Source organism: Isoptericola jiangsuensis (assembly GCF_002563715.1).
Lineage (GTDB): Bacteria > Actinomycetota > Actinomycetes > Actinomycetales > Cellulomonadaceae > Isoptericola > Isoptericola jiangsuensis.
The window spans coordinates 1,257,731-1,282,144 of sequence record NZ_PDJJ01000001.1 but is presented as its reverse complement, the minus strand read 5'-3'; the positions used below and the strand labels follow the sequence as shown (position 1 = coordinate 1,282,144).

Below are 24,414 nucleotides of genomic sequence, written 5' to 3'. Positions count from 1 at the left end.
CGCCGCCGATAGGCTGGCCCCATGACCACGTCGACCTCCTCCCCCCGCCACGCCTGGGGCCTCGGCCTCGCGACGACCGCCGACGACGGCACCACGCTCGACGTCTGGTACCCGGCCCCCGCGCTGGGCGAGTCGCCGGACGACGTCGCGATCCCCGCCGAGCTCGCCGCGCTCACGCAGCGGGACGACGCACGCCGCGTCGACGTGTCGGTCGTGCACACGCAGATCGACCTCGACGCCGCCCCCGCCGACGCCGCGGACGCGTACCTGCGCCTGCACCTGCTCTCGCACCGCCTGGTGCAGCCGCACGGGCTGAACCTCGACGGCGTGTTCGGCGCCCTGGCGAACGTCGTGTGGACGTCCCACGGCCCGTGCAGCGTCGCCGGGTTCGAGGCGACCCGGCTGCGCCTGCGCGCCGCGACGCGCACGCCCGTCACCGTGTACGGCATCGACAAGTTCCCCCGCATGGTCGACTACGTCGTGCCCGCGGGCGTGCGGATCGCGGACGCCGACCGCGTGCGCCTCGGCGCGCACCTCGCCGAGGGCACCACGGTCATGCACGAGGGGTTCGTCAACTTCAACGCCGGCACGCTCGGCGCGTCCATGGTCGAGGGCCGCGTCTCGGCGGGCGTCGTCGTGGGCGACGGGTCGGACGTCGGCGGCGGCGCCTCGATCATGGGCACCCTGTCCGGTGGCGGCAAGGAGGTCATCTCCCTGGGTGAGCGCAGCCTGCTCGGCGCGAACGCCGGCCTCGGCATCCCGCTGGGCGACGACTGCGTCGTCGAGGCGGGCCTGTACGTCACCGCGGGCACCAAGGTGACGGTCCTCGACGAGATGGGCGACGAGGGCGAGCCGCGCGTCGTCAAGGCGCGCGAGCTCGCGGGCCGTGACCGGCTGCTGTTCCGCCGCAACTCCCGCACGGGCGCCGTCGAGGCCCTGACCCGCGGCGGGGTCGGCGTGGAGCTGAACGCCGCGCTGCACGCCAACTGATGTCCGCCCGACGGCGCCCTGCCGCGCACGCGGCGGGCGCCGTCGTGACGTTCCTCGTCGTGGGCGTCGCCGCCGTGGTCGGGGTGGTCTGGTTCCTCGGCGCGCAGGCACCCGTGCGGATCACGCAGGGGTGCACCGCGGTGCTCGACGGCCGCGAGCACGGCCTGTCCACGGTCGAGGCGGGCAACGCCGCGCTCATCACCGGGATCTCGGTCCAGCGAGGCCTGCCCGCGCGGGCCGCGACGATCGGGCTGGCCACCGCCATGCAGGAGTCCCGCCTGGTCAACATCGACTACGGCGACCGGGACTCCCTCGGCCTGTTCCAGCAGCGCCCCTCCCAGGGCTGGGGCACGCCCGCCGAGATCATGGACCCCGTCTACTCGACGAACGCGTTCTACGACGGTCTGGTGAAGGTGGACGGCTGGCAGGACATGGAGGTCACGGACGCCGCGCAGGCCGTGCAGCGTTCCGCGTTCCCCGAGGCGTACGCCCAGCACGAGCGCCTCGCCCGCGCGTGGGCGTCCGCCCTCACCGGCAACTCCCCCGGCGCGATCACCTGCACCCTGCGGCCCGTCGCCGACGACGGCCCCGCCGGGGCGTCAGCCGCCACGGGGCTCACCGACCTCCTCATGCGTGACCTCGGGCTCCCCCAGGACGACGGCGGATCCCGCATCGGCGGCCCCCGCGACGACGGAGCCGTCCCGGTCGACGTCGACGCCACCGCGCTCCCCTACGACGACCCCGACCGTGCCGCCTGGGCGGTGGCCCACTGGGCCGTCGCGACCGCCGCCACCACCGGCGCCGTCGAGGTCCGCGTCGCCGACCAGGTCTGGACCCGCGACTCCGCCGCCTGGACGACGCTGCCCGCCGACCGGGACCCCCGCCCCGCCGGCCAGGTCCGCGTCCTCGTCGGCCCGGACCCGTCCTGACCCTGCCCGTCCGCGACTCAGCGCACGGCCACGCGAGTCAGCGCGGGCGAGCGCGACTCAGCACAGTTCCCCGCGACTCAGCGCGGGCGAGCGCGACTCAGCGCATGGCCACGCGAGCCAGCGCACGTCCCGTCCCGAGTCGACCGCAATCCGGAGATCGGCTCCAGCCCGTCGCGCCCCGACGGACTCGGCCCGACGGCGGCACTCGCAGGCCCGGAAGGCGACGCGGTCGGTCTCCCCGTTCAGGGCGGGACGTCGGGGACCGAGCTCGATGCGCACCGGAGGCACGCGACGGAAGGAGAGCCCGCCGACCCACGGGAGCTGCACGGCCTCACGCCGTCACACGCTGAGTCACCGCTCCCTGCGCTGACTCGCGTGGCCATGCGCTGACTCGCGGGGGGGTCAGCGCTGAGTGGAGAGATTCTGCGCTGACTCGCGGAAGAGTGCGCTGACTCGCGGCCGCTCCCCGGACCCGAGACGACCAGGGAGCCCGCCCGGCGAACGAGCGCTGACTCGCGGGATCCTGCGCTGACTCGGCGAGACGTGCGCTGAGTCACGGGACGACGAGAGCCTGCACCGGAGGATCGATGCAGGCTCCCGGGGTGTCGCCGACGGCGACGGGTGAGCGCTGGGTCAGCGGTCCTCGACCGTGACGAAGTCGCGCGCGGTGGGGCCGGTGTAGATCTGGCGCGGGCGGCCGATCTTGGTCTGCGGGTCCTTCATCATCTCGCGCCACTGGGCGATCCAGCCGGGCATGCGGCCGAGGGCGAACAGGGGCGTGAACATGGCGGGCGAGAAGCCCATCGCCTTGTAGATGAGGCCGGTGTAGAAGTCGACGTTCGGGTAGAGCTTGCGCTCGACGAAGTAGTCGTCGGACAGCGCGATCTCCTCGAGGCCGCGGGCGATGTCGAGGAGCTCGTCCTTGGCGCCGAGCTCGTCGAGGACGGCGTCGGCGTGCTTCTTGACGATGGCGGCGCGCGGGTCGTAGCTCTTGTAGACGCGGTGCCCGAAGCCCATGAGGCGGACGCCGTCCTCCTTGTTCTTGACCTTCTTCATGAAGGTCTCGACGGAGTCGTCGCCCTTGCGGATGTTCTCCAGCATGAGCAGGACGGCCTCGTTGGCGCCGCCGTGCGAGGGGCCGGAGAGGGCGTTGATGCCGGCGGCGACGGACGCGAAGAGGGTGGCGTTGGAGGAGCCGACGACGCGCACGGTGGAGGTGGAGCAGTTCTGCTCGTGGTCGGCGTGGAGGATGAGGAGCTTGTCCATCGCGGCGACGAGGGTGGGGTTGGCCTTCCACTCCTCGTAGGGGCGGGCGAAGGTCATGCGCAGGAAGTCGTCGACGTAGCCGCGGGCGGCGTCGGGGTAGAGCAGCGGCTCGTCCTTCATGGCGCGGTGCACGTAGGACGTGATGGTGCGCGTCTTGGCGAGGAGGAGCACGGTGGCGAGCTCGACGGCCTCGTCGTCGTGCGGGTCGAGCGCCTCGGGGTAGTACGTGGCGAGGGCGTTGACGGCGGACGCGAGGATGGCCATGGGGTGGCCGCCGCGCGGGAAGGTGCCGAGGAAGGTGCGGAACGCCTCGGGGACGAGGGTGTGGCGGTTGACGCGGTCGGTGAACGCGTCGAGCTCGGCGGCGTTCGGGAGCTCGCCGTGGATGAGCAGGTAGGAGACCTCGAGGAACGAGGAGCCGTCGGCGAGCTGCTCGATGGGGTAGCCGCGGTAGCGCAGGATGCCCTGGTCGCCGTCGATGTAGGTGATCTGGGACTCGCAGGACGCGGTGTTCATGAACCCGGGGTCGACGGTCACCATGCCCGTGTTCTTGAGGAGGGAGGAGACGACGATGCCGTCGTTGCCCTCGGAGGCGGGCACGACGGACAGCGGGTGCGCCGTGCCGTCGACGGTGAGCCCGACCGAGGGGGTCTGGTGGGTGGACGTCATGTCTTCCTTCCCTGACGGCCCCGGCTCCCGTCGTCGGGGGCACTGGGGGCACGCGATCTCATGGCAACGTGACGGGCTACCTGCCGCTGCCGCCGGGGGCGGTGTCATCACAGAGCAGCCTCGGCCTGCGGATGAAACTACCCTCCAATCCCATGTGGTTCCAATCCCGGAGTCAAGATGGTGTGATGCGGGCCACAGCAGTGGCGACGGCGTCGTCGTTCGCGGTGAGCGCGACGCGGACGTGCCGGGAACCGGCGGGGCCGTAGAACTCGCCCGGTCCGACCAGGATCCCCCACCGCGCGAAGTGTCGCGCGAGGTCGCGGGAGGTGGCGCCGGCCGGGTGGTCGTCGGCGGCGCGCACCCACAGGTAGAGGCCGGCCTGGGAGTGGTCGACGACGAGCCCGGCGGCGCGCAGGGCGGGCAGGAGCGCGGCCCGGCGGCGGCGGTAGCGCTCGCGCTGCTCGACGACGTGGTCGGTGTCCCGGAGCGCGGCGATCGTGGCGGCCTGCACGGGGGCGGGCACGATCATGCCGAGGTGCTTGCGGGTGGCGAGCAGGTCCGCAACGAGGCGGGGGTCGCCGGCGACGAACGCGGCCCGGTAGCCGGCGACGTTCGACTGCTTGGACAGCGAGTAGGTGACGAGCAGCCCGTCGGTGCTCCCCCCGGTGACGCGGGGGTCGAGGAGGCTGGGGACCCGGGCGTTGCCGTCGGGGCCGACGGCGTCGCCCTCCCAGGCGAGCTCGGCGTAGCACTCGTCGGCCACGACGACGGCACCGACGCGGCGGGCGGCGGCCACGACGGCGCGCAGCTCGTCGACGTCGGCGACGGCACCGGTGGGGTTGGACGGGGAGTTGACCCAGACGACGCGCACGTCGGTGCGGTCGGCCCAGTCGTCGACGCCCCCGACGGGCAGCGGGGTGGCGCCGGCGAGGCGCGCCCCGACGTCGTAGGTGGGGTACGCGATCTCGGGGTGCACGACCACGTCCCCGGCGCCGAGGCGCAGGAGGGACGGGAGCAGCCCGACGAGCTCCTTGGAGCCGAGGGTGGGCAGGACGCCGGCGGGGTCGAGCCCGGGCACGCCCCGGCGCCGCGCGAACCAGTCGGTGACGGCTTCGCGCAGCGCCGGGGAGCCGTGGGTCAGGGGGTAGCCGGGGGCGTCCGCGGCGGCGCGCAGCGCCTCCTGGACGACGGCGGGCGTCGGGTCGACGGGCGTGCCGACGGAGAGGTCGACCATGCCGCCGGGGTGGGCGGCCGCCGTGGCCCGGACGTCACCGAGCGTGTCCCACGGGTACGGCAGACCGGTGAGGTCGGCGAGCCCCATCCGGGCCTCAGGCCTGCGGGGGCAGGACGGAGATGACCGGGTGGTCCTTCTCGATGAGACCCATCTTGGCGGCGCCGCCCGGGGAGCCCAGGTCGTCGAAGAACTCGACGTTGGCCTTGTAGTAGTCGCTCCACTCCTCGGGGACGTCGTCCTCGTAGTAGATGGCCTCGACGGGGCACACGGGCTCGCAGGCGCCGCAGTCGACGCACTCGTCGGGGTGGATGTAGAGCGACCGGGAGCCCTCGTAGATGCAGTCCACGGGACACTCCTCGATGCACGCCTTGTCCTTGACGTCGACGCACGGCTGAGCGATCACGTAGGTCACTGCGGGCACCTTCCAGGGGTGGCGGGTTCGGAGAGAGCTCCGGTGGTACGAGGGGAACTCTAGTATCGCTCACGTGGATGACCCGCACGACGATACGCACCTGTCCGACTGGCGAGACGCGGCCGTGGGCGACCGGGTCGTGGTCCGGGCCGACCTCGACCCGGACGAGGCACGACGCTCCGGACGGCGGTGGACCGACGTCATCGGCGTCGTCGTCGCCGTGGACGCCGACGGTCTCACCCTGCGCCGCGACCCCGCCCGTCGCACCGACCCCCGCGCGGACGAGGAGGTCCGGGTCCCTGCGACGTCCGTGGTCGCGGTCCGGCGGCTCGGTCCTCGCCCGCAGCGCCGGGGGCGCCCGGCCGCGGACTGACGCGTCAGGGCGTCGGCGCCTCGAGCTCCAGGGCGCCCTCGTCGACGCCCACGACGACGGCTCCCGCGGTGCAGCGCTCGACGAGCGCGGCGGGCCACTCCCCCGCGGTCCCGAGCCGCTCCCGCCCGTCCTCACGGTGCGCGGCACCGGGCCGTCCGGCGGCGCGCAGGTCGTCGGCGCCGTGGAAGAAGCCGTGCGTGCCGCCGTTCGTCTCCAGGGCCTCGACGAGCAGCTCGAGGTCCCGGACCACCTTGCGCAGCGCGGGCGCCACCCAGCCGGCGTTCTGGGCGACCATCGCCTCGGTGCGGGCCGGGTCGCTGAACGCCACCCGGGTCCCGTCGCGGAAGCTCCCCGCGGCGAGCCGCAGCGCGACGTGCCGCACGGGCGCGCCGGCGACCGTGTTGAGGAGCTGGGTCGCCAGGACGTGCGGCACGTGGCTGACGAGCGCCGCGGCCTCGTCGTGGACGTCGTCGGTGACGACCGTGACACGTCCCCGCAGCACGCCGGTCACCAGGGCGAGGACGGCGAGCAGGCGGTCCCGGTCGGTGGTGGTCGGGTCGTCGACGGTCATGGCCCAGGCGACGCCGTCGAGCAGGTCGTCGCTGGAGGCGTCGAACCCGCTGCGCTCGGTGCCGGACATGGGGTGCGCCCCGACGAACCGGTCCCCCAGCCCGGCGGCACGCACGGCGTCCCGGACCGGGCCCTTGACGCTGCCGACGTCCGTGACGGTGGCGTGGGCGGGCGCGGCCCCGGCGACCTGCTCGGCGACGACACCCATGACGCGCAGCGGCACGGCGAGCACCACGAGGTCGGCGGCCGTGACGCAGCCCGTGACGTCGTCCGCCACGACGAGCCCGGCCCGGCGGGCGGCCTCGCGGGAGGCGGGCACGACGTCGGTCGCGACGACGTCGACCCCGCGGCGGTGCAGCAGCCGAGCGAGGGAGCCGCCGATCAGCCCGAGGCCGACGACGGCGACCCGCCCGGGGCCGGTCACCACAGCAGGCCCTCGGCGACGGATCCGGCGCCGTCGTGGGCGCGCACGCTGCCCGTGGGGGCGTGATCGGCGAGGACGCCGTCGAGGCCGCCCTCGCCCGGTGCCGCCGGGTAGGCGCCGAGCACCTTGAGGGCGTCACCGGCGGCCAGGAGGTCGGCGAACAGGTCGCGCACCGGGTCGTCCCAGGGCGCCGCGTCGAGCGTCACGACGAACACGTACTGCCCCTCGCGGGCCTTGAGGGGACGCGTGACGAGGCTGGACATGTTGACGCCGCGCTCGGCGAAGGTCCGGGTGACGCGGGCGAGGACGCCGGGGCCGGTGACGACGGGGGTGACGGCGACCAGGGTGCGCCACGAGCCGGCGGTGGTGGCGGCGAGCCGTGCGCGGGCCCGCGACCGCCGGTCGAGCACGAGGAACCGGGTGCGGGCGCCCGGGAAGTCCTCGACGCGCCGGGCGAGGGTGTCGAGCCCGTAGAGCTCGCCGCACAGCCGGGGACCGAGGGCCACCTGGTGCGGCGCGACGTCCCGGCAGGCCGCGGCGTTCGACGACGCGGGCACGTCGGCCAGGCCGTGCGCGGCGGCGAACCGGCGGCACTGGGCGAGCCCGTGGGGGTGCGCGGTGATCTCGGTGAGGGTGCCGTGCCCGGGGCGGACGAACGCGTCGAAGGACACGTCGAGCACGACCTCGTCGACGGCGACGACGTCGGCGCTGCCCAGCAGCATGTCGACCGACGGTACGACGTACCCCTCGACCGAGCTCTCGATCGCGACGACGCCGAGGTCGGCGGCGCCGTCCGCGACGGCGTCGTGCACGGCCGTGACCGCGGTCAGCGGGACGGCCTCGACGTCGCCGGGCACCGGGACGCGGGACGCGGCCCAGGTGCGGACGGCCTGGTGGGTGAACGTCCCCTCCGGGCCGAGGTACGCGACCCTCACGCGCCGGCCCACCGCGGCACCAGCGGGTCCGGGCCCGGCTCGAAGTGGCCGCCGGGCAGGACGGCGAGGGTGCGGTGCGCGACGCCGCGGGCGTCGAGCTCCGCGACGAGCCGGTCGAGGGCCTCGACCGACGGGCAGCGGAACGACGTGAAGAACACGTGCGGCCCCTGCGCGGACGGGTGGCTGCGCAGGTGCTGCAGGTCGACGCCCGCGTCGTCGATGACGGCGAGGGTGTGCCGCAGCGAGCCGCGGTGGTCGTCGGACGGACCGAAGGCGAGCCACACCTGCGCCGGCTCCGTGAAGCGCGGCCAGTCGTCGCGCGACTCCAGCAGCCCGTACCAGACGGGTCCACGCTCCCCCAGCCGGTCGCTGCCCGGCATCGGGGTCCAGCCGACGGGGACGCGCGTGTCCTCGACGACGAGCGACCCGTGCTCGCCGACGAGCGCGACCCGCTCCTCCAGGGTGGTCGCCGTGGGCACGAGCCGCGGGCTGACACCCATCGCGCGCAGCACGTCCGCGCAGTCACGGACCCCCGCCTCGTCGACGACGACCTGCCCGGCGCCGCCGCCCGGGCGCGGGGAGACCCACACCCACCGGGGCGCGACGGTCACGGCGGCGGTGACGATGAGCGAGCGGTCGCCGTCGAGCAGCGCCTGCTCCAGCGACGGCGACGGCTGCTCGGGGTGGCCGAGGTGCACCACGGCCGCGAGGTCGTCGATGTCGGCGACGGTGGCGAGCGCCTGCTGGGTCGTGCCGAGGTCCAGCAGCTCGACGGACTCGTCGGGCACGGCGGAAGCGACCGGGGACCCCGCGGCGACGCCGGACCAGCCGTGCTCGTGGGCGGCGAGCGCGGCGTGCACCGGCGACTCGCGGGAGGTGCGTCCGAGCATCAGTCGTCCCCGTCCTTCTTCTCGGTGTCACCCGGTCGGTCGTCCTTGTCCTGCCGGTCCTCGGCGCGGGACGCGGAGCAGCTCACCGCGTCGTCGGGCTTGTAGCGCCAGTAGTCGGACTCGTCCTTGACGAGCTCGCCCTCGAGGTAGACCTTGCGGTACACCGTGATGTCGAAGCCGTCCTCGCCGCCGGGGTACGCCTCGCAGCCGGCGTCGCCGGACCGGTCGATCGTGGAGGCCGGGACGACGTTCTGCTTGCCGGAGTCGCTGGCCTCGACCTCGTAGTACGTCGTGGACCAGACCTTCACGTGCAGGCGTCCGCCCGAGACGTACGCCTGCATGAGCGCGCCGTACGGGGTGTCGTTCTTGAACTTCATGTCGATCGAGCCGACGTAGATCGTGGCCTCGCGCCCTGCCGGGTACCGGCTGAACCAGTAGCTGTGCTGGCGGTGCTCGACGTCGTCGAAGCCCGCGAAGAAGCCCGCGTTGTACGTGGTGGTCGCCATCTGGGACAGGCCGCCGCCCACGGCGTCGGAGTGGATGCCGTTGTTGACGACGCCCGCCGCGAAGTAGCCGTTGGAGACCTCGATGGGCGACAGCGTGTCGACCAGGGAGAAGGTCTCGCCGGGCTTCACCAGCGTGCCGTTGACGAGCTCGGCGCCACGGATGAGGTTCTTGGTCCGGATCGGCTCGCTGGTCAGCGGGGTGGAGAACTCCGAGATCACCTCGTCGACGCCGAGCTCGGCGAGCGAGTCCCGGGTGTCCTCCGGGTCCTGCTCGACCAGCTCGACGGCGGCCGTGCGCTCGTCGGACGTCGCCGCCTCGCCCACGGAGTCCGCGACCTGCGCGGGGTCCAGGGTGGTGCCGGTCTGCCCGCCGACGATCACGGGCTCGCCGCCGGAGAACTCGAAGTGCGCGTCGTCCGGCTCCTGCAGGAGGTCGTTCGTCCGCTCGACGACGGCGCTGGTGAGCCGGTCGCCGTCGAACGTCGTGACGAGCTCGCCCTCCTGCGCGACGAACGACGTGGAACGGGCCAGCACGCGCGCGGGGAGCTCGGGGTTCTGCCCGCCGACCTCCACGGTGACCGGACCGGACACGACCTCCTCCGCCTCGGCGAGCGCCGCGTCGGTGTCCGCCTGGTCGATGGCCGGCGGCACCGCCTCGACGGGGAGCTCGATCTCGCCGGTGGTGACGAGCCAGCCCGCCACCAGGGCGTCCTCGGCGGCGTCGACGACGACGGAGGTGCCGTCCTCCGGGTCGGTCGCGACGGGCTCGCCGCCGGTGAAGCGGACGGTGCCGTCGACCGGCTCCTTCGCGAGGGACGCGGCGGTGGCCTCGACGGCGCCGCCGAGGGCGGTGCGGTCGACGTCCACCACGGGGGCGACGGCGTCGCCGCCGACGACGTGGTCGAGCAGGCGGCCCGGGTCCAGCGTGAAGCCCGTGACGGAGTCGACGGTGGCCTGCGCGTCCAGCGTCAGCCCGGCCGCCGTGGGGTCCAGCGTGCCCGAGGCGTCACCGGCGCGGACGGGCACCGGTTCGACGGCGCGGGGACCGAGCTCCGCGTCGAGCGCGGCGACGGCCTCGTCGGCGGACAGCCCGCCCACGTCCACCCCGGCGACGGTGGTGCCCTGCGCGACGTCGTCCGCCACGAACCACTGGGCACCGGCGTACAGGCCGGCGAGGACGACGACCCCGAGCCCGGCGCCGAGGAGCACGCGCGGCAGCCGGCTCGGGGCGCCGTCACCGGTCAGGCCCTCCAGCGGGCTGCCCGACGTGGGCGGGGTGCCGCCCGTCCCGGACGCTGCCGCCACCGCCGGGATCGCCTCGGTCGGGGCGCCCGTGGGCAGGCCGTCGACCGCCGGCGCGGACACGACGCCGATGCGGCGCTGCTCGTACGCCCGGACGGAGGGCTGGTAGGGGGTCTCGTCGTCGTCCGCGCTCGGGCGCGCACCGGCCGCGGCGACCGGCGTCTGCTGGGCGGGCCGGGTCGGCTGCGCGGGCCGGGCCGGCTGCGCCGGCGCCGTCGGCTGCGCGGGCGCGGGCGCGGGCGCGACGGACGGGCCCGGCGCCGACGAGGACGGCGTCGCAGGACCGCCCGGAGCCGTCGGAGCGGCTGCGGCCGGAGCCTCCGGCGCGCCCTGACGCGGCCCGCCGCCGGGCGCGGACGCGGCGGACGCAGCCGTGGAGGTGGCCGCGGCCTGCGCGGCGGCCGATCCCGGGACCGGTGAGGTCGGTGCGGACGGCGCCGGTGCGGACGACGCCGCAGGTCCGGCAGCCGGTGCCGGACGGGAGGGTGACGACGCGGCGGCCGGCGAGGACGCCGCCGTCGGGGAGGCCGCGGGCGCGCCCGGTGCCGGACGGGAGGGTGACGACGCGGTGGCCGGCGAGGCGGCGCCCGCCGGCGAGGCCGGAGGGGCGGCCGGGCGGGGCGCGAAGGAGGACGGCGCGCCCGGGCTCGCGGGCGCGGTGGGCGCGGCACCCGGCGCAGGGCTCGCGGACGGCGGCTGGGGCGAGTTCGTGGAGGCCGTCGTGGGCGACGCCGGGCCGGCAGGGGCGTCCGCGGCCGGACGCCGCTGCGGCAGCGGGGTCCGCTGCGGCGGGGCGGGTGCCGCGGCCGCGGCGGGGCCCGCCCCGGGGTGCGTCGCCGCGCTCGACGCGCCCGGGCCGGGCGCACCGGCCTGCGGGGGTGCGGCGGGCGGTGTCGCCGCGCTGTCGGGGGACGACCCGCCCGGGTGCAGGTTCTCGTCGCCGTCGGTCGGCTGGCCCATCGACACACGCTCCGTGCTGAACTGGGGAGGGGCTCGTGGGCCCCGGGACGGTCGTGACGCGGCTCGGCGCCACGCCAGCACAGGATCCTACTCGGGTCCGTCCGGCGCCTGGTCCGCGAACCAACGGGCGGGCAGGAACGCCGCGACGGCGAACAGCAGGAGCCCGCCGTAGGTCCACACGTACCCGGTGACGTCGGCGGGGACGAGGACGTCTCCGCCGGGTCCGTCGGTCGCGAGGAGCTGGACGACGACCAGCCAGCCGGCCCCGGCGGCGAGGAGGGCGCCGATGCCCGTCCAGGCGCGGCACATGACGGCGGTGGCGAGCGTCATGACGAGGGCGAGGACGAGCCCGGCGGGCAGGTCGCCCCAGGTGCTGCGGTGGGTGAGGGTGCCGACGAGCCCGATCGCGCCGCCGAGCAGCAGAGCCAGGAGGACGCGTCCGGTCAGCGCGAGGGCGCCGGGCCGGGTGCCCGGGGTCTGGGCGTGGTGCGGTGCGGAGGGGCTCACCGGGCCGAGCCTACCGGCGGGGCGGGTGCGCGACGCGCAGGTGGGTGGTCGCCAGGAGGGGGGCGACCTCGTCGTTGCTCAGGGCGTACCGGGCGACGACGCCGGGGGCGTCGAGCGCGGCGACGTGCTGCACCTGGGTCGCGTGGGCGCGCAGGGCGGCGAGGACGCGGTCGAGGACGGGGGCGACGTCGAGCGCGAGGACGGTGCCGGGCCGGTGACCGGTGGTGACGGCCGCGCCACGCGGGTCCGCGACGACGGCGGCCTCGGCGGCGTGGTCCACGGCGACGGGCGGCAGCACGCCGTCGGGGTCCGCGACGGACGCCCCGGCGGCGACGAGACGACGGACACCCGGGTCGGCGGCCAGCCCGCGTCGGGCGGCCCGGAGGGCGTCGGCGGGGGCGACGACCTCCCACCGCTCGACCGTCCAGGGCGCACCGGCCACGGGGGCGGCCGGGTCGGCGGCGAGCTCGACGGCGCGCACGGTGACGTCGTGGGCGCGCACGTGGTCGGGGTGCCCGTAGCCGCCGCCGGACTCGTAGGTGACGACGACGGCGGGCCGGCGCTCGCGCACGACGGCGGCGAGCCGTGCGGCGGCGTCGTCGAGGGGGACGCGGGCGAACGCCGCGGGGCCGGAGTCGGGTGCGGGTCCGGCGATGCCGGGTGCGACCCACGCCATGCCGGAGTCCTCGAAGCGGGCCGGCCCGGACCCCGGCTCGTCGGCGCCGGGCACCTGGTCGAGGAACTGGTGGTCGGTGACGCCGAGCGCGGCGAGCGCGGCGGACAGTTCGACCTCGCGGTGGGCGGCCAGCGCGGGCCCCTCGCCCTCGAGGTGGGCGAGCCCGGTGGGGTGGGCGGCGGTGTCGATGACCTCGCCGCGCTCGCCGCGGGTGCAGGTCACCAGGGTGACCCGCTCCCCCGCGGCCGCCCAGGCGGCGAGCAGCGCGCCGGTGGCGAGCGTCTCGTCGTCGGGGTGCGCGTGCACCGCCAGCAGCGGCCCCACGCCCGGATCGACGGACGGGAGCCCGCCGTCGTCCGCCACGGGGACTGCCGCGAGCGGCACGCTCGGGTCGCAGGCGGCCGTCCCGAGGGACGGGGACCCGCCGTCGCTGACCGTGTCCGGAGCCGGCGCCGCACCGGACCCGACGACGACGGGGACGCCGGGACCCTCGTCGCGAGGCTGGTCGGGCCTGGCGGGAGGTCGCGAGGTACGAGCGGCCGGATGGCCGCCTCGCGACGAGGGTCCCGGCGTCCCCGTCGGGTTCACCACAGGATCAGGCGCGCTTCGCCCGGGCCGCGGCGCGGGCGCGCTCGGTGGCGTCGAGGTGCACCTTGCGGATGCGGACGATCTCCGGGGTGATCTCCACGCACTCGTCCTCGGCGGCGAACTCGAGGGACTCCTCGAGGGTGAGCTTGCGCGGCGGCACAAGGTTCTCGAAGTTGTCGGCGGTCGAGGACCGCATGTTCGTCAGCTTCTTCTCCTTGGTGATGTTGACGTCCATGTCCTCGTTGCGCGAGTTCTCGCCGACGACCATGCCCTCGTAGACGTCCTGGGTGGGGTCGACGAAGAAGGAGCCGCGCTCCTGGAGGTTGATCATCGCGAACGGCGTGACGACGCCGGCGCGGTCCGCCACGAGCGAGCCGGTGGCGCGGGACTCGATGGGGCCGTGCCACGGCTCGTAGCCCTCGGAGAGCGACGAGGCGATGCCGGTGCCGCGGGTCTCGGTGAGGAACTTGGTGCGGAACCCGATGAGGCCGCGGGCGGGGACGACGAACTCCATGCGGACCCAGCCGGTGCCGTGGTTCGACATGGTCTCCATGCGGCCCTTGCGCTGCGCGAGGAGCTGGGTGACGGCGCCGAGGTACTCGTCGGGCACGTCGATGGTCATGCGCTCCATCGGCTCGTGGCGCTTGCCGTCGACGTCCTTGGTGACGACCTGCGGCTTGCCGACGGTCAGCTCGAAGCCCTCGCGACGCATCTGCTCGACGAGGATGGCGAGCGCGAGCTCGCCACGGCCCTGGACCTCCCAGGCATCGGGACGCTCGGTCGGCAGGACCTTGAGGGAGACGTTGCCGACGAGCTCGGCGTCGAGGCGGTCCTTGACCTGGCGGGCCGTGACCTTGTGGCCCTTGCCGCCCTTGCCGGCCAGCGGGGAGGTGTTGATCCCGATGGTCATGGAGATGGCGGGGTCGTCGACGGTGATGAGCGGCAGGGGCCGCGGGTCGTCGACGTCGGTGAGGGTCTCGCCGATCATGATGTCGGCGATGCCGGCGACGGCGACGATGTCACCGGGGCCGGCGGACTCGGCGGGGACGCGGTCCAGCGCCTTGGTCTCGAGGAGCTCGGTGATCTTGACGGGACGCTGGGTGCCGTCCTGGCGGGCCCAGATGACGGTCTGGCCCTTGTGCAGGGTGCCGTTGAAGATGCGCAGCAGGGCGAGCCGGCCGAGGAACGGCGACGCGTCGAGGTTGGTGACGTGCGCCTGGAGCGGCATGTCCTCGTCGTAGGACGGCGCCGGGATGTTCTGCAGGATGGTGGAGAACAGCGGCTCGAGGTCCTCGTTGGCGGGCAGGGCGCCGTCGGCGGGCTGCTCGACGGACGCGCGGCCGGCCTTGGCGGACGCGTAGACGACGGGGACGTCGAGGACGGCGTCGAGGTCGAGGTCGGGGACCTCGTCGGCGAGGTCGGAGGCGAGCCCGAGCAGCAGGTCGGTGGCCTCGGCGACGACCTCGGTGATGCGCGAGTCGGGGCGGTCGACCTTGTTGACGACGATGATGACGGGCAGCTTGGCGGCGAGCGCCTTGCGCAGCACGAAGCGGGTCTGCGGGAGCGGGCCCTCGGACGCGTCGACGAGGAGGACGACGCCGTCGACCATGGACAGGCCGCGCTCGACCTCGCCGCCGAAGTCGGCGTGGCCGGGGGTGTCGATGACGTTGATGGTGATGCCGTCGGGCTCGCCCGCGGCGGCGGCGGCCGGGCCGGCGTACCGCACCGCGGTGTTCTTCGCGAGGATCGTGATGCCCTTCTCGCGCTCGAGGTCGCCGGAGTCCATGACCCGGTCGTCGACCTGCTGGCGCTCGGAGAAGGCGCCTGCCTGACGCAGCATGGCGTCCACGAGGGTCGTCTTGCCGTGGTCGACGTGGGCGACGATCGCCACGTTGCGCAGGTCGGAGCGCACAGACATCTACGGTTCTCTTTCCGTGGGAGGGCGGCACCGGGAGTCCGGGGCCGGTCCATCCTACCCGGAGGTGTCCGACGGCGGTTCGTCAGATCCCTCACGTCGGCGACGGGGTGGCAGCACGCGCCTGCGGCGGGCCGGAGCACCGTCGCCGTCGTCCTCTCGCGTCCTGGTGAAGACGGGCACCTGGCCGGTGAGCTGGCCGAAGTGCTCGGTCACGTGCTCCGTGACCTGCTCGGTGACGTGCTCGGTGAGCTCGCGGCGGCGCAGGCGTCGTTCGGCGCGGGTGATCTCCTTGTACTCGCCGTCGAGCGCCTTCCAGACGGACAGCACCATCCCGACCATGACGACGGAGAACGGCAGGGCGGTGAGGATGGACGCCGTCTGGAGGGACTGGAGGCCGCCGGCGAACAGCAGGGCCGCGGCGACGCCGCCCTGGAGCACCGCCCAGAAGAGACGCGACCACAGGGGCGGGTTCTGGTCGCCGCCGTGGGAGAGCATGTCGACGACGAACGACCCGGAGTCGGAGGACGTCACGAAGAACACGACGACGAGCACCATCGCGGCGATCGCCATCCACGTCCCGCCGCCGGGCATGTGCTCGAACAGCTGGAACATCGCGGTGTCGGTGTTCACGGCGCCGGTGACGGGGTCGAGCATGGAGCCCGGCTCGGCACGTTCCTGGTGGATGGCGGACCCGCCGAAGATGCTGAACCAGATCGTGGTGACGACCATCGGGACCAGGAGGGTGCCCAGCACGAACTCGCGCACGGTGCGCCCGCGGGAGATGCGGGCGATGAAGAGGCCGACGAAGGGCGCCCAGGAGATCCACCAGCCCCAGTAGAAGATCGTCCAGTCGGACTCCCAGGCGAGGCCTTCCGCGCCGCGGAACGCGAGGGTGTCGAACGTCAGGAACATGACGTTCTGCAGGTAGTAGCCGATGGACTGCACCCACTCGCGCAGCAGGAACAGGGTCGAGCCGAGGACGAGCACGGAGAGGGCCAGGACGCCGGCGAGCATCATGTTGGCGTTGGACAGCCACTTGATGCCGCGTTCGAGGCCGGACGCGACGGACAGTGCGGCGAGGGCGGTGATGCCGGCGATGAGGCCCATCTCGAGGGCGGTGGACGGGTCGGCGACGTCGAGGTAGTCGAGGCCCGCGGCGACCTGGAGGACGCCGAGGCCGAGGGACGTCGCGACGCCGAACACGGTGCCGAAGATAGCGAGGACGTCGATGACGTCGCCGAGGCGTCCCTTGACGCGGTCCCCGAGGAGCGGTTCGAGGGCCCAGCGGATGGAGACGGGGCGGCCCTTGCGGTGGATGGCGTAGGCGAGCGCGAGCCCGATGACGACGTAGATGCCCCAGGCGTGCAGGCCCCAGTGCACGTAGGTCTGCCCGACGGCCGCCTGGGCGAGCGCGGGTTCCTCGCCGCCGACGCCGGGCTTCGGGGACACGAAGTGGGACAGCGGCTCGGCGACGCCGTAGTAGACGAGGCCGATCCCCATGCCCGTGGCGAACAGCATCGCGAACCAGACGGGGAGCCGGAAGTCGGGCTCCTCGTCGTCGGGGCCGAGCGTGATCTCGCCGAACCGGCTGAGCCCGACGAAGATCGCGAAGATGACGAACGCGGCCACGGCGACGACGTAGTACCAGCCGAAGGCGCTGATGACGCTCGCCTGGAGCGTGTCCATGACGGCCGCGACGGAGTCGGTGAAGATCACCGCCGCGAGCACGAAGAGCAGGATCAGGCCGGCGGCCGGGTAGAACACGGTCGGGGCGAGGGTCGATCGGCGTGCCATGTCCGTCACCTTCACCCGATTCGCCCCGACCGGCAAACGCAACAGGACGCCGACGGGCCGGTGGCCCGTCGGCGTCCTGCGTGGTGCGGGGTCAGCCGGCGATCTGGTCGCCGACCAGGCCCGCGCCGGGGATGGCGGCGAGGAGGTCGCGCGTGTACTGCTCGCGGGGGTTGTCGAACACCTCGTCGGTGCTGGCCTGCTCGACGACCTTGCCGGACTGCATGACCACCACGTCGTCCGCGATCTGGCGGACGACGGCCAGGTCGTGGGTGATGAACAGGTAGCTCAGGCCGAGCTCGGTCTGCAGCTTGTCGAGGAGCTCGAGGATCTGCGCCTGGACGAGCACGTCGAGGGCGGAGACCGCCTCGTCGAGCACGACGACCTCGGGGTTGAGGGCGAGGGCTCGCGCGATGGCGATGCGCTGGCGCTGGCCGCCGGACAGCTCGTTGGGGAACCGCCGCATGGCCGACTGCGGCAGCGCCACGAGGTCGAGGAGCTCGCGGACCCGGTTCTCGCGCTCCTTCGCCGACCCGACGCGGTGCAGCTTGAGCGGCTCCTCGATCGAGCGGTAGATGGAGAACATGGGGTCGAGCGACCCGTACGGGTTCTGGAACACCGGCTGGATGCGGCGCCGGAACGCGAACGCCTCCTTGGTGTTGAGCGAGGCGACGTCCACGCCGTCGAACTCGACGGTGCCGGAGGTGGGCTCGAGCAGGCCGAGCACCATGTTCGCCGCCGTGGACTTGCCGGAGCCCGACTCCCCCACGAGCGCGAGGGTGCGTCCGCGCCCGAGGGTGAAGGACACGTCGTCGACGGCCTTGAAGTCGGTCGTCGAGCCGGGGCGGGAGCCGCGGATCTGGAAGACCTTCGTGAGGTTCTTCGCCACCACGACGTCCTTCGGCCCGGTCGCGGCCTGCTCGACGTCGCCGTGGTGGGCGCGGAGCTCCTCGGACTCCTGCCCGGCCTCGTGCGCGACCTGGATGCGGCGCGACGCGAGGGACGGGGCGGAGGCGACGAGGCGCTGAGTGTACGGGTGCTGCGGGTCGGCGAGGATCTCGCGGGCGGGGCCCGACTCGACGATGCGGCCCTTGAACATCACGACGAGGTGCTCGGCGCGCTCGGCGGCCAGGCCCAGGTCGTGGGTGATGAACAGCACGGCGGTGCCGAGGTCGCGCGTCATGTCCCCGAGGTGGTCGAGGATCTGCCGCTGCACGGTGACGTCGAGCGCCGAGGTGGGCTCGTCGGCGATGAGCAGGCGCGGACGCGAGGCGAGGCCGATGCCGATGAGCGCGCGCTGGCGCATGCCGCCGGAGAACTCGTGCGGGTACTGGCGCGCGCGACGCTCGGCGTCGGGCAGGCCGGCCTCGGCGAGCACCTCGGCGACGCGGGCGCGCAGGTCGGCCTTGCTGCCCTGGAAGCCGTTGGCCTTGAGGGCCTCGGTGACCTGGGTGCCGATGCGCCACACCGGGTTGAGGTTCGACATCGGGTCCTGCGGGACCATGCCGATCTCGCGGCCCCGCAGGGCCTCCTTGGCCTTGCGAGTCGCACCGACGAGCTCGCGCCCGGCGAACTTGATGGACCCGCCGGTGACGCGGCCGGTGCCGGGCAGCAGGTCGATGATCGCCGCGGCGGTCGTCGACTTGCCGGAGCCGGACTCGCCGACGATCGCGACGCTCTGGCCGGGGTAGACGGTGAGGTCGGCGCCGCGCACGGCCTGGACCTCGCCGACGGCGGTGGTGAAGGAGATCTGCAGGTCCCGGATCTCCAGCAGGGGCGTGTTCGGGTCGACGGAGCGGTCCGGGCCGTCGCCCTCGGTCACGGTGATCTGGGTCGTCATCGCTTGCGAGCCTTCGGGTCGAGGGCGTCGCGCACGACGTCGCCCATCATCATGAATCCGAGCACGGTGATCGCCAGCCCGGCGGCCGGGTAGAGCAGGATCTCCGGCGCGGTGCGGATCGCGGCCTGCGCGGCGGAGATGTCACCGCCCCAGGACACCGTCGAGGGCGGCAGACCGATGCCGAGGAAGCTCAGCGTGGCCTCCGCCACGATGAACTGGCCGAGCGCGACGGTCGCGTAGACGATGATCGGCGCGGCCGAGTTGGGCAGCACGTGCTGGAGCAGGATCCTGCCCTTGCCCATGCCGAGCGACTTCGCGGCCGTGACGTACTCGTTGTTCTTCACCGACAGCACGGTGCCGCGCGTGATGCGGGCGATCTGCGGCCAGCCGAAGATCGCGAGCACGAACGCGACGGTGAAGGCCGTCCGGTTCTGCGACAGCGACATGATGACGATGGCGCCGAGGACCAGCGGGATCGCGAAGAAGATGTCGGTGGTACGCGACAGGATCGTGTCGAACCACTTGCCGTAGTACCCGGCGATGGCACCCATGGCCGTGCCGATGACGACGACCATGAGGGTGGTGAGCACGCCGACGACCACCGACGCACGGGCGCCGTAGATGGTGCGGGTGTAGATGTCGCAGCCCTGGCGGTCGAACCCGAACGGGTGGCCCGCCTCGGGGCCGCCGAGCGCGTCGGCAAGGTTGCAGTCGAGGCGCGGGTCCAGCGAGGTGAACCAGGACGGGAACGCCGCGACCAGCACGACGACGACGATGATCACGCCGGCGACCCAGAACAGCGGGCGGCGCCGCATCTGGTGCCACGCGTCCCGCCACAGGCTGGTGGGGGCCTCGTCGGTCTTGACGGCGTCGACGGCGCCGAGCCCGCCCTCGTCGAAGGCGGCGGTGTAGCGCTCCTGGCCGGGTCGCGGGGTGGTGACCGGCGCGCCCGGGGCGTCGTAACGGTTCTCAGGCATAGCGGATCCTCGGGTCGAGGGCGGCGTACAGCAGGTCCACGAGGAGGTTCGCCCCGATGTAGACGAGCACGAGCACGGTGGTGAGCGAGACGACGGTGATGGACTCGCCGCGGGTGATCGCGTCGTAGAGCGTGCCGCCGACGCCGTTGATGTTGAAGATGCCCTCGGTGATGATCGCGCCGCTCATGAGCGCACCGATGTCGGCGCCGAGGAACGTCACCACGGGGATGAGGGAGTTGCGCAGCACGTGGCGGCCGGTCACCTGGGACCGGCGCAGGCCGCGAGCACGGGCGGTGCGCACGTAGTCGGCGGACAGGTTCTCCGCGACCGACGTGCGGGTCAGGCGCAGGACGTACGCGAACGACGTCGCCGCGAGCACCATGGCGGGCATCAGCAGACTGACGACGTCGGGATCTCGTCCCGCGGTGACGGGCAGCCACTCGAGCTTGACGCCGACGACGATCTGCATGACGAAGCCGACGACGAACGTCGGGACCGCGATGAAGAACAGGCTGACGACGAGCGCCGTGGCGTCGAAGATGCCGCCCTTGCGCATGCCGGCCCACAGACCGAAGGCGATGCCGAAGACGGCCTCGATGAGGAGCGCCATGAGGGCGAGCTGGATCGTGACGGGGAACGCGCTGGCGATGACGTCGGAGATCTCGCGACCACGGAAGTCGACGCCGAAGTCGAGCGTCACGACGCCCTTGAGGAACAGCAGGTACTGGACGATGAACGGCTGGTCCAGGTTGTACTCGGCGCGGATCTGGTCCTGCACCGCCTCGGGCAGACCACGTTCGCCGCCGAGCGCGGCCACGGGGTCGCCGGGGCGCAGGAACACCAGGGCGTAGAGCAGGAGGGTGGCCCCCAGGAACACAGGGATCACCTGCAGGAGCCTGCGTCCGAGATACCAGAGCATGCGAAAAGTTCTCCTCGTGGGCCCGGAGGGATCACCCCAGGCTACGGGTTGCACGGTGCTGCGGCCCGGTCAGGCCGCGAGGTGCGGCCCCGGTGGGGGCCGTCGGGCGCGGCCCGGTGGGGCCGCGGGAACAGCGGTGGGGCGGGGAGGCCCGTGGGGCCTCCCCGCCCGCGCGACGAGCGGTCGGCGGCGGTCCGGGCAGGACCGTGCCGACCGCTCGGTGGCCCGGGCCGGTCATCGCGGTGATCGACCCCCGCGACGACCGGCCCGGGTCGGCGTCACTGCTTGGAGATCTGGTACAGGATCGGGTCGCTGTCCCAGCCGAACGCCACGTTCTCGACGTTCTCGCTGTAGCCGCCGGTCGCGTTCTGGTACCAGAGCGGGATGCCGGGCAGGTCGGCGAACAGGATCTCCTGCGCCTCCTTGTAGAGGGTGGTCGCCGTGTCGGTGTCCGGGGCGGCGGCGGCCTCGGCGAGCTTGGCGTCGAACGCCTCCGAGGAGTACTGGGCGTCGTTCGAGCCGGCACCGGTGCCGTAGATCGGGCCGAGGAAGTTGCTCATCGACGGCCAGTCGGCCTGCCAGCCACCGCGGAAGAGGCCCTCGACCTTGCCGTTGTCACGGGCGTCGAGGAACTCGTCGAAGGTGGTGTAGGGCGCGAACTCGCAGCCGATCTCCAGGTCCTGACGGATCGTGGTGCAGACCGCGTCGATCCAGTCCTGGTGGTCCGAGTCGGCGTTGGAGGCGATGTTCAGCGTGTAGTCGCCGATCGGGTCCATGGACTCGGCCTCGTCCCACAGCTCCTTGGCCTGCTCCGGGTCGTAGGTGAGGACCTCGGAGCCCGGGATGTCCTCGGAGTAGCCGTCGATGACGGGCGAGGTGAAGTCCTTGGCCGGGGTGCGCGAGCCGCTGTAGAGCTGCTCGGTGATGGTGTCGCGGTCGATCGACAGCGAGATGGCCTGGCGACGCATGACGCCGGCCTCACCCTGGAACTCGGGCAGCCACTCGGGCACGTTGACGACCTGGATGAGCGCGGCCGGCTGGTTGACGGCGCGGTCGCCCAGCTCGTCCTCGAAGGTCGCGAAGGCCGACGACGGGACGTTCGGCAGGACGTCGAGGTTGCCGCCGAGGAGGTCGTTGTACGCGGTGTCCTCCTCGGTGTAGGCGACGAGGTCCAGGCCGCCGTTGGCCGGCGTGCGGGGGCCCTCGTAGGACTCGTTCGGGACCAGGCTGATCTCCTGGTCGTGCGTCCACGAGTCGATGACGTAGGGACCGTTCCCGACGGGCTCCTCGTTGAAGGAGTCGGGGTTCTCGAAGAACGACTCGGGCAGCGGGTAGAACGCCGAGTAGCCCAGCCACAGCGGGAAGTCGGCCGACGGGACCGAGAGCTCCGCGGTGATCGTCAGGTCGTCGGTGGCCTCCACCGCGATGTCGGAGTTCTCCTCGAACGAGAAGCCCTCGAAGCCGTTGAAGAAGTACTGCTGGTTCTGGGCGTTCTCGAGGTTCGCCGTGTACTTCCAGGCGTCCACGAAGGAGCTGGCGGTGACGGGGGTGCCGTCGGAGAACGTCCAGCCGTCCTGGAGGGTGATCGTCCAGGTCTTGTTGTCCTCGGACTCGATGGACTCCGCGACCTCGTTCTGGATGGCGCCGTCCGCGTCGTAGTAGACGAGGCCCGAGTAGATGTTCTTGACCACGAGACCGCCGTAGACCTCGTTGGTCATGCCGGGGGTCAGGGGGTTCTGCGGCTCACCGCTGCTGACCGAGACGATGCCCGTGCCGGCGGCGGCGTCGTCGCCGGTCGCGGCCGAGTCGGAGTCGTCGGAGCCGGAGCTGCCGCACGCGGAGAGCAGGAGCGCCGAGGCAAGGGTGAAAGCCCCGATTCCTGCAAGTCGACGAGGGGTCACGTGTCCTCCTGGGTAGGTGTGCACGGCCCGGGGTGATGCCCGGGTCTGCTGTTCGCGGGTGCGGGTCTGCACTCGCGGCACGATCGCGAAGGAGCCTAACCCCTCATAAGGTGGCCCCCGTCACCTGTGGGGCGCGCTTGGCCCGATCGTGACCTGATTGGAACGCGCCTGACACATCACGACCAGCGCAAGCGGTTTCGTGGGCGAAGTGGTGTGACCTGCGTCACAATCACCGGTCGGACGTGCGCAGGGACCCGTCGTGCAGGTCCACCACGCGGTCCGCCCGCGCCACCAGCTCCGGGTCGTGCGTGGTCACGACGGCGGCCGTGCCGGCGGTGTGCACCAGCTCGCGCAGCAGGTCCATCACCCGCCGCCCCGTGGCCGAGTCCAGCTGTCCCGTCGGCTCGTCGGCGAGCAGCACCCGGGGCGCCGCCACGAGGGCGCGCGCGATGCCGACCCGCTGCTGCTGCCCGCCCGACAGCTCGTACGGCCGCTGGTCGGCGTGCCCGGCCAGCCCGACCCGCTCCAGGGCGTCGGCCACCCGGGCGGCCCGCTCGGCGGGCGGCACCCGCCGCAGCCGCAGCGGCACCTCCACGTTCTCCGCCGCGGACAGCACCGGCACCAGCCCGAACGCCTGGAACACGTAGCCGATCTCGTCGCGGCGGGCCGCCAGGACGTCGTCGGCGGGCAGCGCCGTCAGCTCCCGCTCCCCCAGCCAGACCCGGCCCGCGGTGGGCGCGTCGAGCCCGCCGAGGACGTGGAGCAGCGTCGTCTTGCCGGAACCCGACGGGCCGCGCACCACGAGCAGCTCGCCGGGCCGCACGCCGAGCGTCACCCCCTGCAGGGCGTGCACGCGGGCGTCGCCCCGCCCGAAGGTCCGGGTGACGTCCGCGCAGCGCAGCACGGGGTCCGGCCGGGAGCCGGGTGCCGGTGTCCGGTCCGTGGTCATCGGGGGTCCTCCTCGTCACGGTCCGGCCGGACCTGCACGTGGTCGGGCTCGAGCGCGAGCCGCACCCGGTCGCGCAGGTCGAGCGCCTCCACGAACTCGTGCGGGAGCTGGAGCCGGCCCACCCGGTCCAGCACCGCGTACTCCTGCGCGACGTGCGTCTGCGTGCCGTCGGCGCCGGTCTCGGTGCGGCGCAGCACCTCGGTGGAGGTACGGCCGTCGCGGATCTGCACGGTGCGGGCCACGTGCCCCGAGACGGTCGGGTCGTGCGTGACCACGAGGGTCGTCACGCCGGTGGCCTCGTTCACGCCGCGCAGCGCCTCGAGGACCTCGACGCTGGTCGCCTCGTCGAGCTCGCCCGTCGGCTCGTCCGCGAGCAGCACCTGCGGCGCGTTGGCGATCGCGACGGCGATCGCGACGCGCTGCTGCTGACCGCCCGACATCTGACCGGGCAGGCGGTCCGCGACGTCCCCCACCGCGAGCAGGTCCAGGAGCTCGGCCGTGCGGGACGCCCGCTCGGCACGAGGGGTGCGCGCGACGTCCAGCACGAGCCGCACGTTCTGCGCCGCCGTGAGGTAGGGCAGCAGGTTGCGGGACGTCTGCTGCCACACGAACCCCACCCGGTGCCGCTGGAAGTCCACCCGCCCGGCACGGGTCAGGGTGGACAGGTCGACGCCCGCCACGGCCGCCGAGCCACCGGTCGGGGTGTCCAGGCCCGACAGGATGCCGAGCAGCGTCGACTTGCCGGAGCCGGACGCGCCGACGACGGCCACCAGCTCGCCCCGCTCCACGGTGAGGTCCAGGCCCTGCAGCGCCTGCACCTCCACCCCGTCGGTCGCGAAGATGCGCACCAGCCCGCGGCACACGATGTCGCTCATCGATCCTCCAAGA

20 protein-coding genes are annotated in these 24,414 nt (G+C 73.5%); 3 read left to right on the top strand and 17 right to left on the bottom strand.

What is annotated here, in order from left to right; translation table 11 throughout:
* Positions 1-21 precede the first annotated feature (21 nt).
* A complete protein-coding gene (gene dapD / locus ATJ88_RS05720; protein WP_098462995.1) occupies positions 22-990 on the top strand; it encodes a 2,3,4,5-tetrahydropyridine-2,6-dicarboxylate N-succinyltransferase in 969 nt (322 codons plus the stop codon).
* Positions 990-1,919 (top strand): hypothetical protein, encoded by a 930-nt coding sequence (locus tag ATJ88_RS05715; RefSeq protein WP_098462994.1) that lies wholly within the window; start codon positions 990-992, stop codon positions 1,917-1,919. Before dapD ends, ATJ88_RS05715 begins: the two co-directional genes overlap by 1 nt.
* A 633-nt stretch (positions 1,920-2,552) precedes the next feature.
* Here the strand turns inward: ATJ88_RS05715 and ATJ88_RS05710 are convergent.
* The 3 genes from ATJ88_RS05710 to fdxA form a co-directional block, all read right to left on the bottom strand.
* Entirely contained in the window at positions 2,553-3,854 is a 1,302-nt protein-coding gene (locus ATJ88_RS05710; protein ID WP_098462993.1) for a citrate synthase, read from the bottom strand.
* 172 nt (positions 3,855-4,026) lie between these two features.
* Positions 4,027-5,175 carry a succinyldiaminopimelate transaminase gene (gene dapC / locus ATJ88_RS05705; protein ID WP_098462992.1) on the bottom strand — a complete coding sequence of 383 codons (1,149 nt, stop codon included), beginning with the start codon at positions 5,173-5,175 and terminating at the stop codon, positions 4,027-4,029.
* 7 nt (positions 5,176-5,182) lie between these two features.
* Positions 5,183-5,500 (bottom strand): ferredoxin, encoded by a 318-nt coding sequence (gene fdxA, locus ATJ88_RS05700; protein ID WP_068202303.1) that lies wholly within the window; start codon positions 5,498-5,500, stop codon positions 5,183-5,185.
* Between the two features lie 73 nt (positions 5,501-5,573).
* Between fdxA and ATJ88_RS05695 the strand changes: the two genes are divergently transcribed.
* Positions 5,574-5,873 carry a DUF6725 family protein gene (locus tag ATJ88_RS05695; protein ID WP_141538619.1) on the top strand — a complete coding sequence of 100 codons (300 nt, stop codon included), beginning with the start codon at positions 5,574-5,576 and terminating at the stop codon, positions 5,871-5,873.
* 4 nt (positions 5,874-5,877) lie between these two features.
* Here the strand turns inward: ATJ88_RS05695 and ATJ88_RS05690 are convergent, their stop codons facing one another.
* The 14 genes from ATJ88_RS05690 to ATJ88_RS05625 form a co-directional block, all read right to left on the bottom strand.
* Positions 5,878-6,867: a prephenate dehydrogenase gene (locus ATJ88_RS05690; RefSeq protein ID WP_245852164.1), complete on the bottom strand. Its 990-nt coding sequence runs from the start codon at positions 6,865-6,867 to the stop codon at positions 5,878-5,880.
* A complete protein-coding gene (locus ATJ88_RS05685) occupies positions 6,864-7,802 on the bottom strand; it encodes a prephenate dehydratase (RefSeq protein ID WP_245852163.1) in 939 nt (312 codons plus the stop codon). The genes ATJ88_RS05690 and ATJ88_RS05685 overlap by 4 nt, the downstream gene beginning before the upstream one ends.
* Positions 7,799-8,692, bottom strand: a complete 894-nt coding sequence (locus tag ATJ88_RS05680; RefSeq protein ID WP_098462988.1) for a hypothetical protein — start codon at positions 8,690-8,692, stop codon at positions 7,799-7,801. The genes ATJ88_RS05685 and ATJ88_RS05680 overlap by 4 nt, the downstream gene beginning before the upstream one ends.
* On the bottom strand, positions 8,692-11,460 hold the full coding sequence (locus ATJ88_RS18990; protein ID WP_281255239.1) for a VanW family protein: 2,769 nt from the start codon (positions 11,458-11,460) through the stop codon (positions 8,692-8,694). The genes ATJ88_RS05680 and ATJ88_RS18990 overlap by 1 nt, the downstream gene beginning before the upstream one ends.
* Before the next feature lie 87 nt (positions 11,461-11,547).
* Positions 11,548-11,967, bottom strand: coding sequence for a DUF6113 family protein (locus tag ATJ88_RS05670; protein ID WP_098462987.1), 420 nt, complete (start codon positions 11,965-11,967; stop codon positions 11,548-11,550).
* Positions 11,968-11,977: 10 nt separating this feature from the next.
* A complete protein-coding gene (locus ATJ88_RS05665) occupies positions 11,978-13,027 on the bottom strand; it encodes a PIG-L family deacetylase (RefSeq protein WP_245852162.1) in 1,050 nt (349 codons plus the stop codon).
* A gap of 211 nt (positions 13,028-13,238) precedes the next feature.
* Complete coding sequence (gene typA / locus ATJ88_RS05660) at positions 13,239-15,149, bottom strand: translational GTPase TypA (protein ID WP_098462986.1); 1,911 nt, start codon at positions 15,147-15,149, stop codon at positions 13,239-13,241.
* Positions 15,150-15,203: 54 nt separating this feature from the next.
* Positions 15,204-16,943: a BCCT family transporter gene (locus ATJ88_RS05655; protein WP_245852160.1), complete on the bottom strand. Its 1,740-nt coding sequence runs from the start codon at positions 16,941-16,943 to the stop codon at positions 15,204-15,206.
* 91 nt (positions 16,944-17,034) lie between these two features.
* Entirely contained in the window at positions 17,035-18,780 is a 1,746-nt protein-coding gene (locus tag ATJ88_RS05650) for a dipeptide ABC transporter ATP-binding protein (protein ID WP_098462985.1), read from the bottom strand.
* Positions 18,777-19,757 carry an ABC transporter permease gene (locus ATJ88_RS05645; protein ID WP_098462984.1) on the bottom strand — a complete coding sequence of 327 codons (981 nt, stop codon included), beginning with the start codon at positions 19,755-19,757 and terminating at the stop codon, positions 18,777-18,779. The genes ATJ88_RS05650 and ATJ88_RS05645 overlap by 4 nt, the downstream gene beginning before the upstream one ends.
* The gene (locus tag ATJ88_RS05640; RefSeq protein ID WP_098462983.1) at positions 19,750-20,676 is read right to left on the bottom strand and encodes an ABC transporter permease; all 927 of its coding nucleotides are present in this window, start codon (positions 20,674-20,676) and stop codon (positions 19,750-19,752) included. Before ATJ88_RS05640 ends, ATJ88_RS05645 begins: the two co-directional genes overlap by 8 nt.
* Positions 20,677-20,954: 278 nt before the next feature.
* A complete protein-coding gene (locus ATJ88_RS05635) occupies positions 20,955-22,577 on the bottom strand; it encodes a peptide ABC transporter substrate-binding protein (protein WP_098462982.1) in 1,623 nt (540 codons plus the stop codon).
* A gap of 229 nt (positions 22,578-22,806) precedes the next feature.
* Positions 22,807-23,526, bottom strand: a complete 720-nt coding sequence (locus tag ATJ88_RS05630) for an ABC transporter ATP-binding protein (RefSeq protein WP_098462981.1) — start codon at positions 23,524-23,526, stop codon at positions 22,807-22,809.
* Entirely contained in the window at positions 23,523-24,401 is an 879-nt protein-coding gene (locus ATJ88_RS05625) for an ABC transporter ATP-binding protein (RefSeq protein WP_098462980.1), read from the bottom strand. The genes ATJ88_RS05630 and ATJ88_RS05625 overlap by 4 nt, the downstream gene beginning before the upstream one ends.
* Positions 24,402-24,414 lie beyond the last annotated feature (13 nt).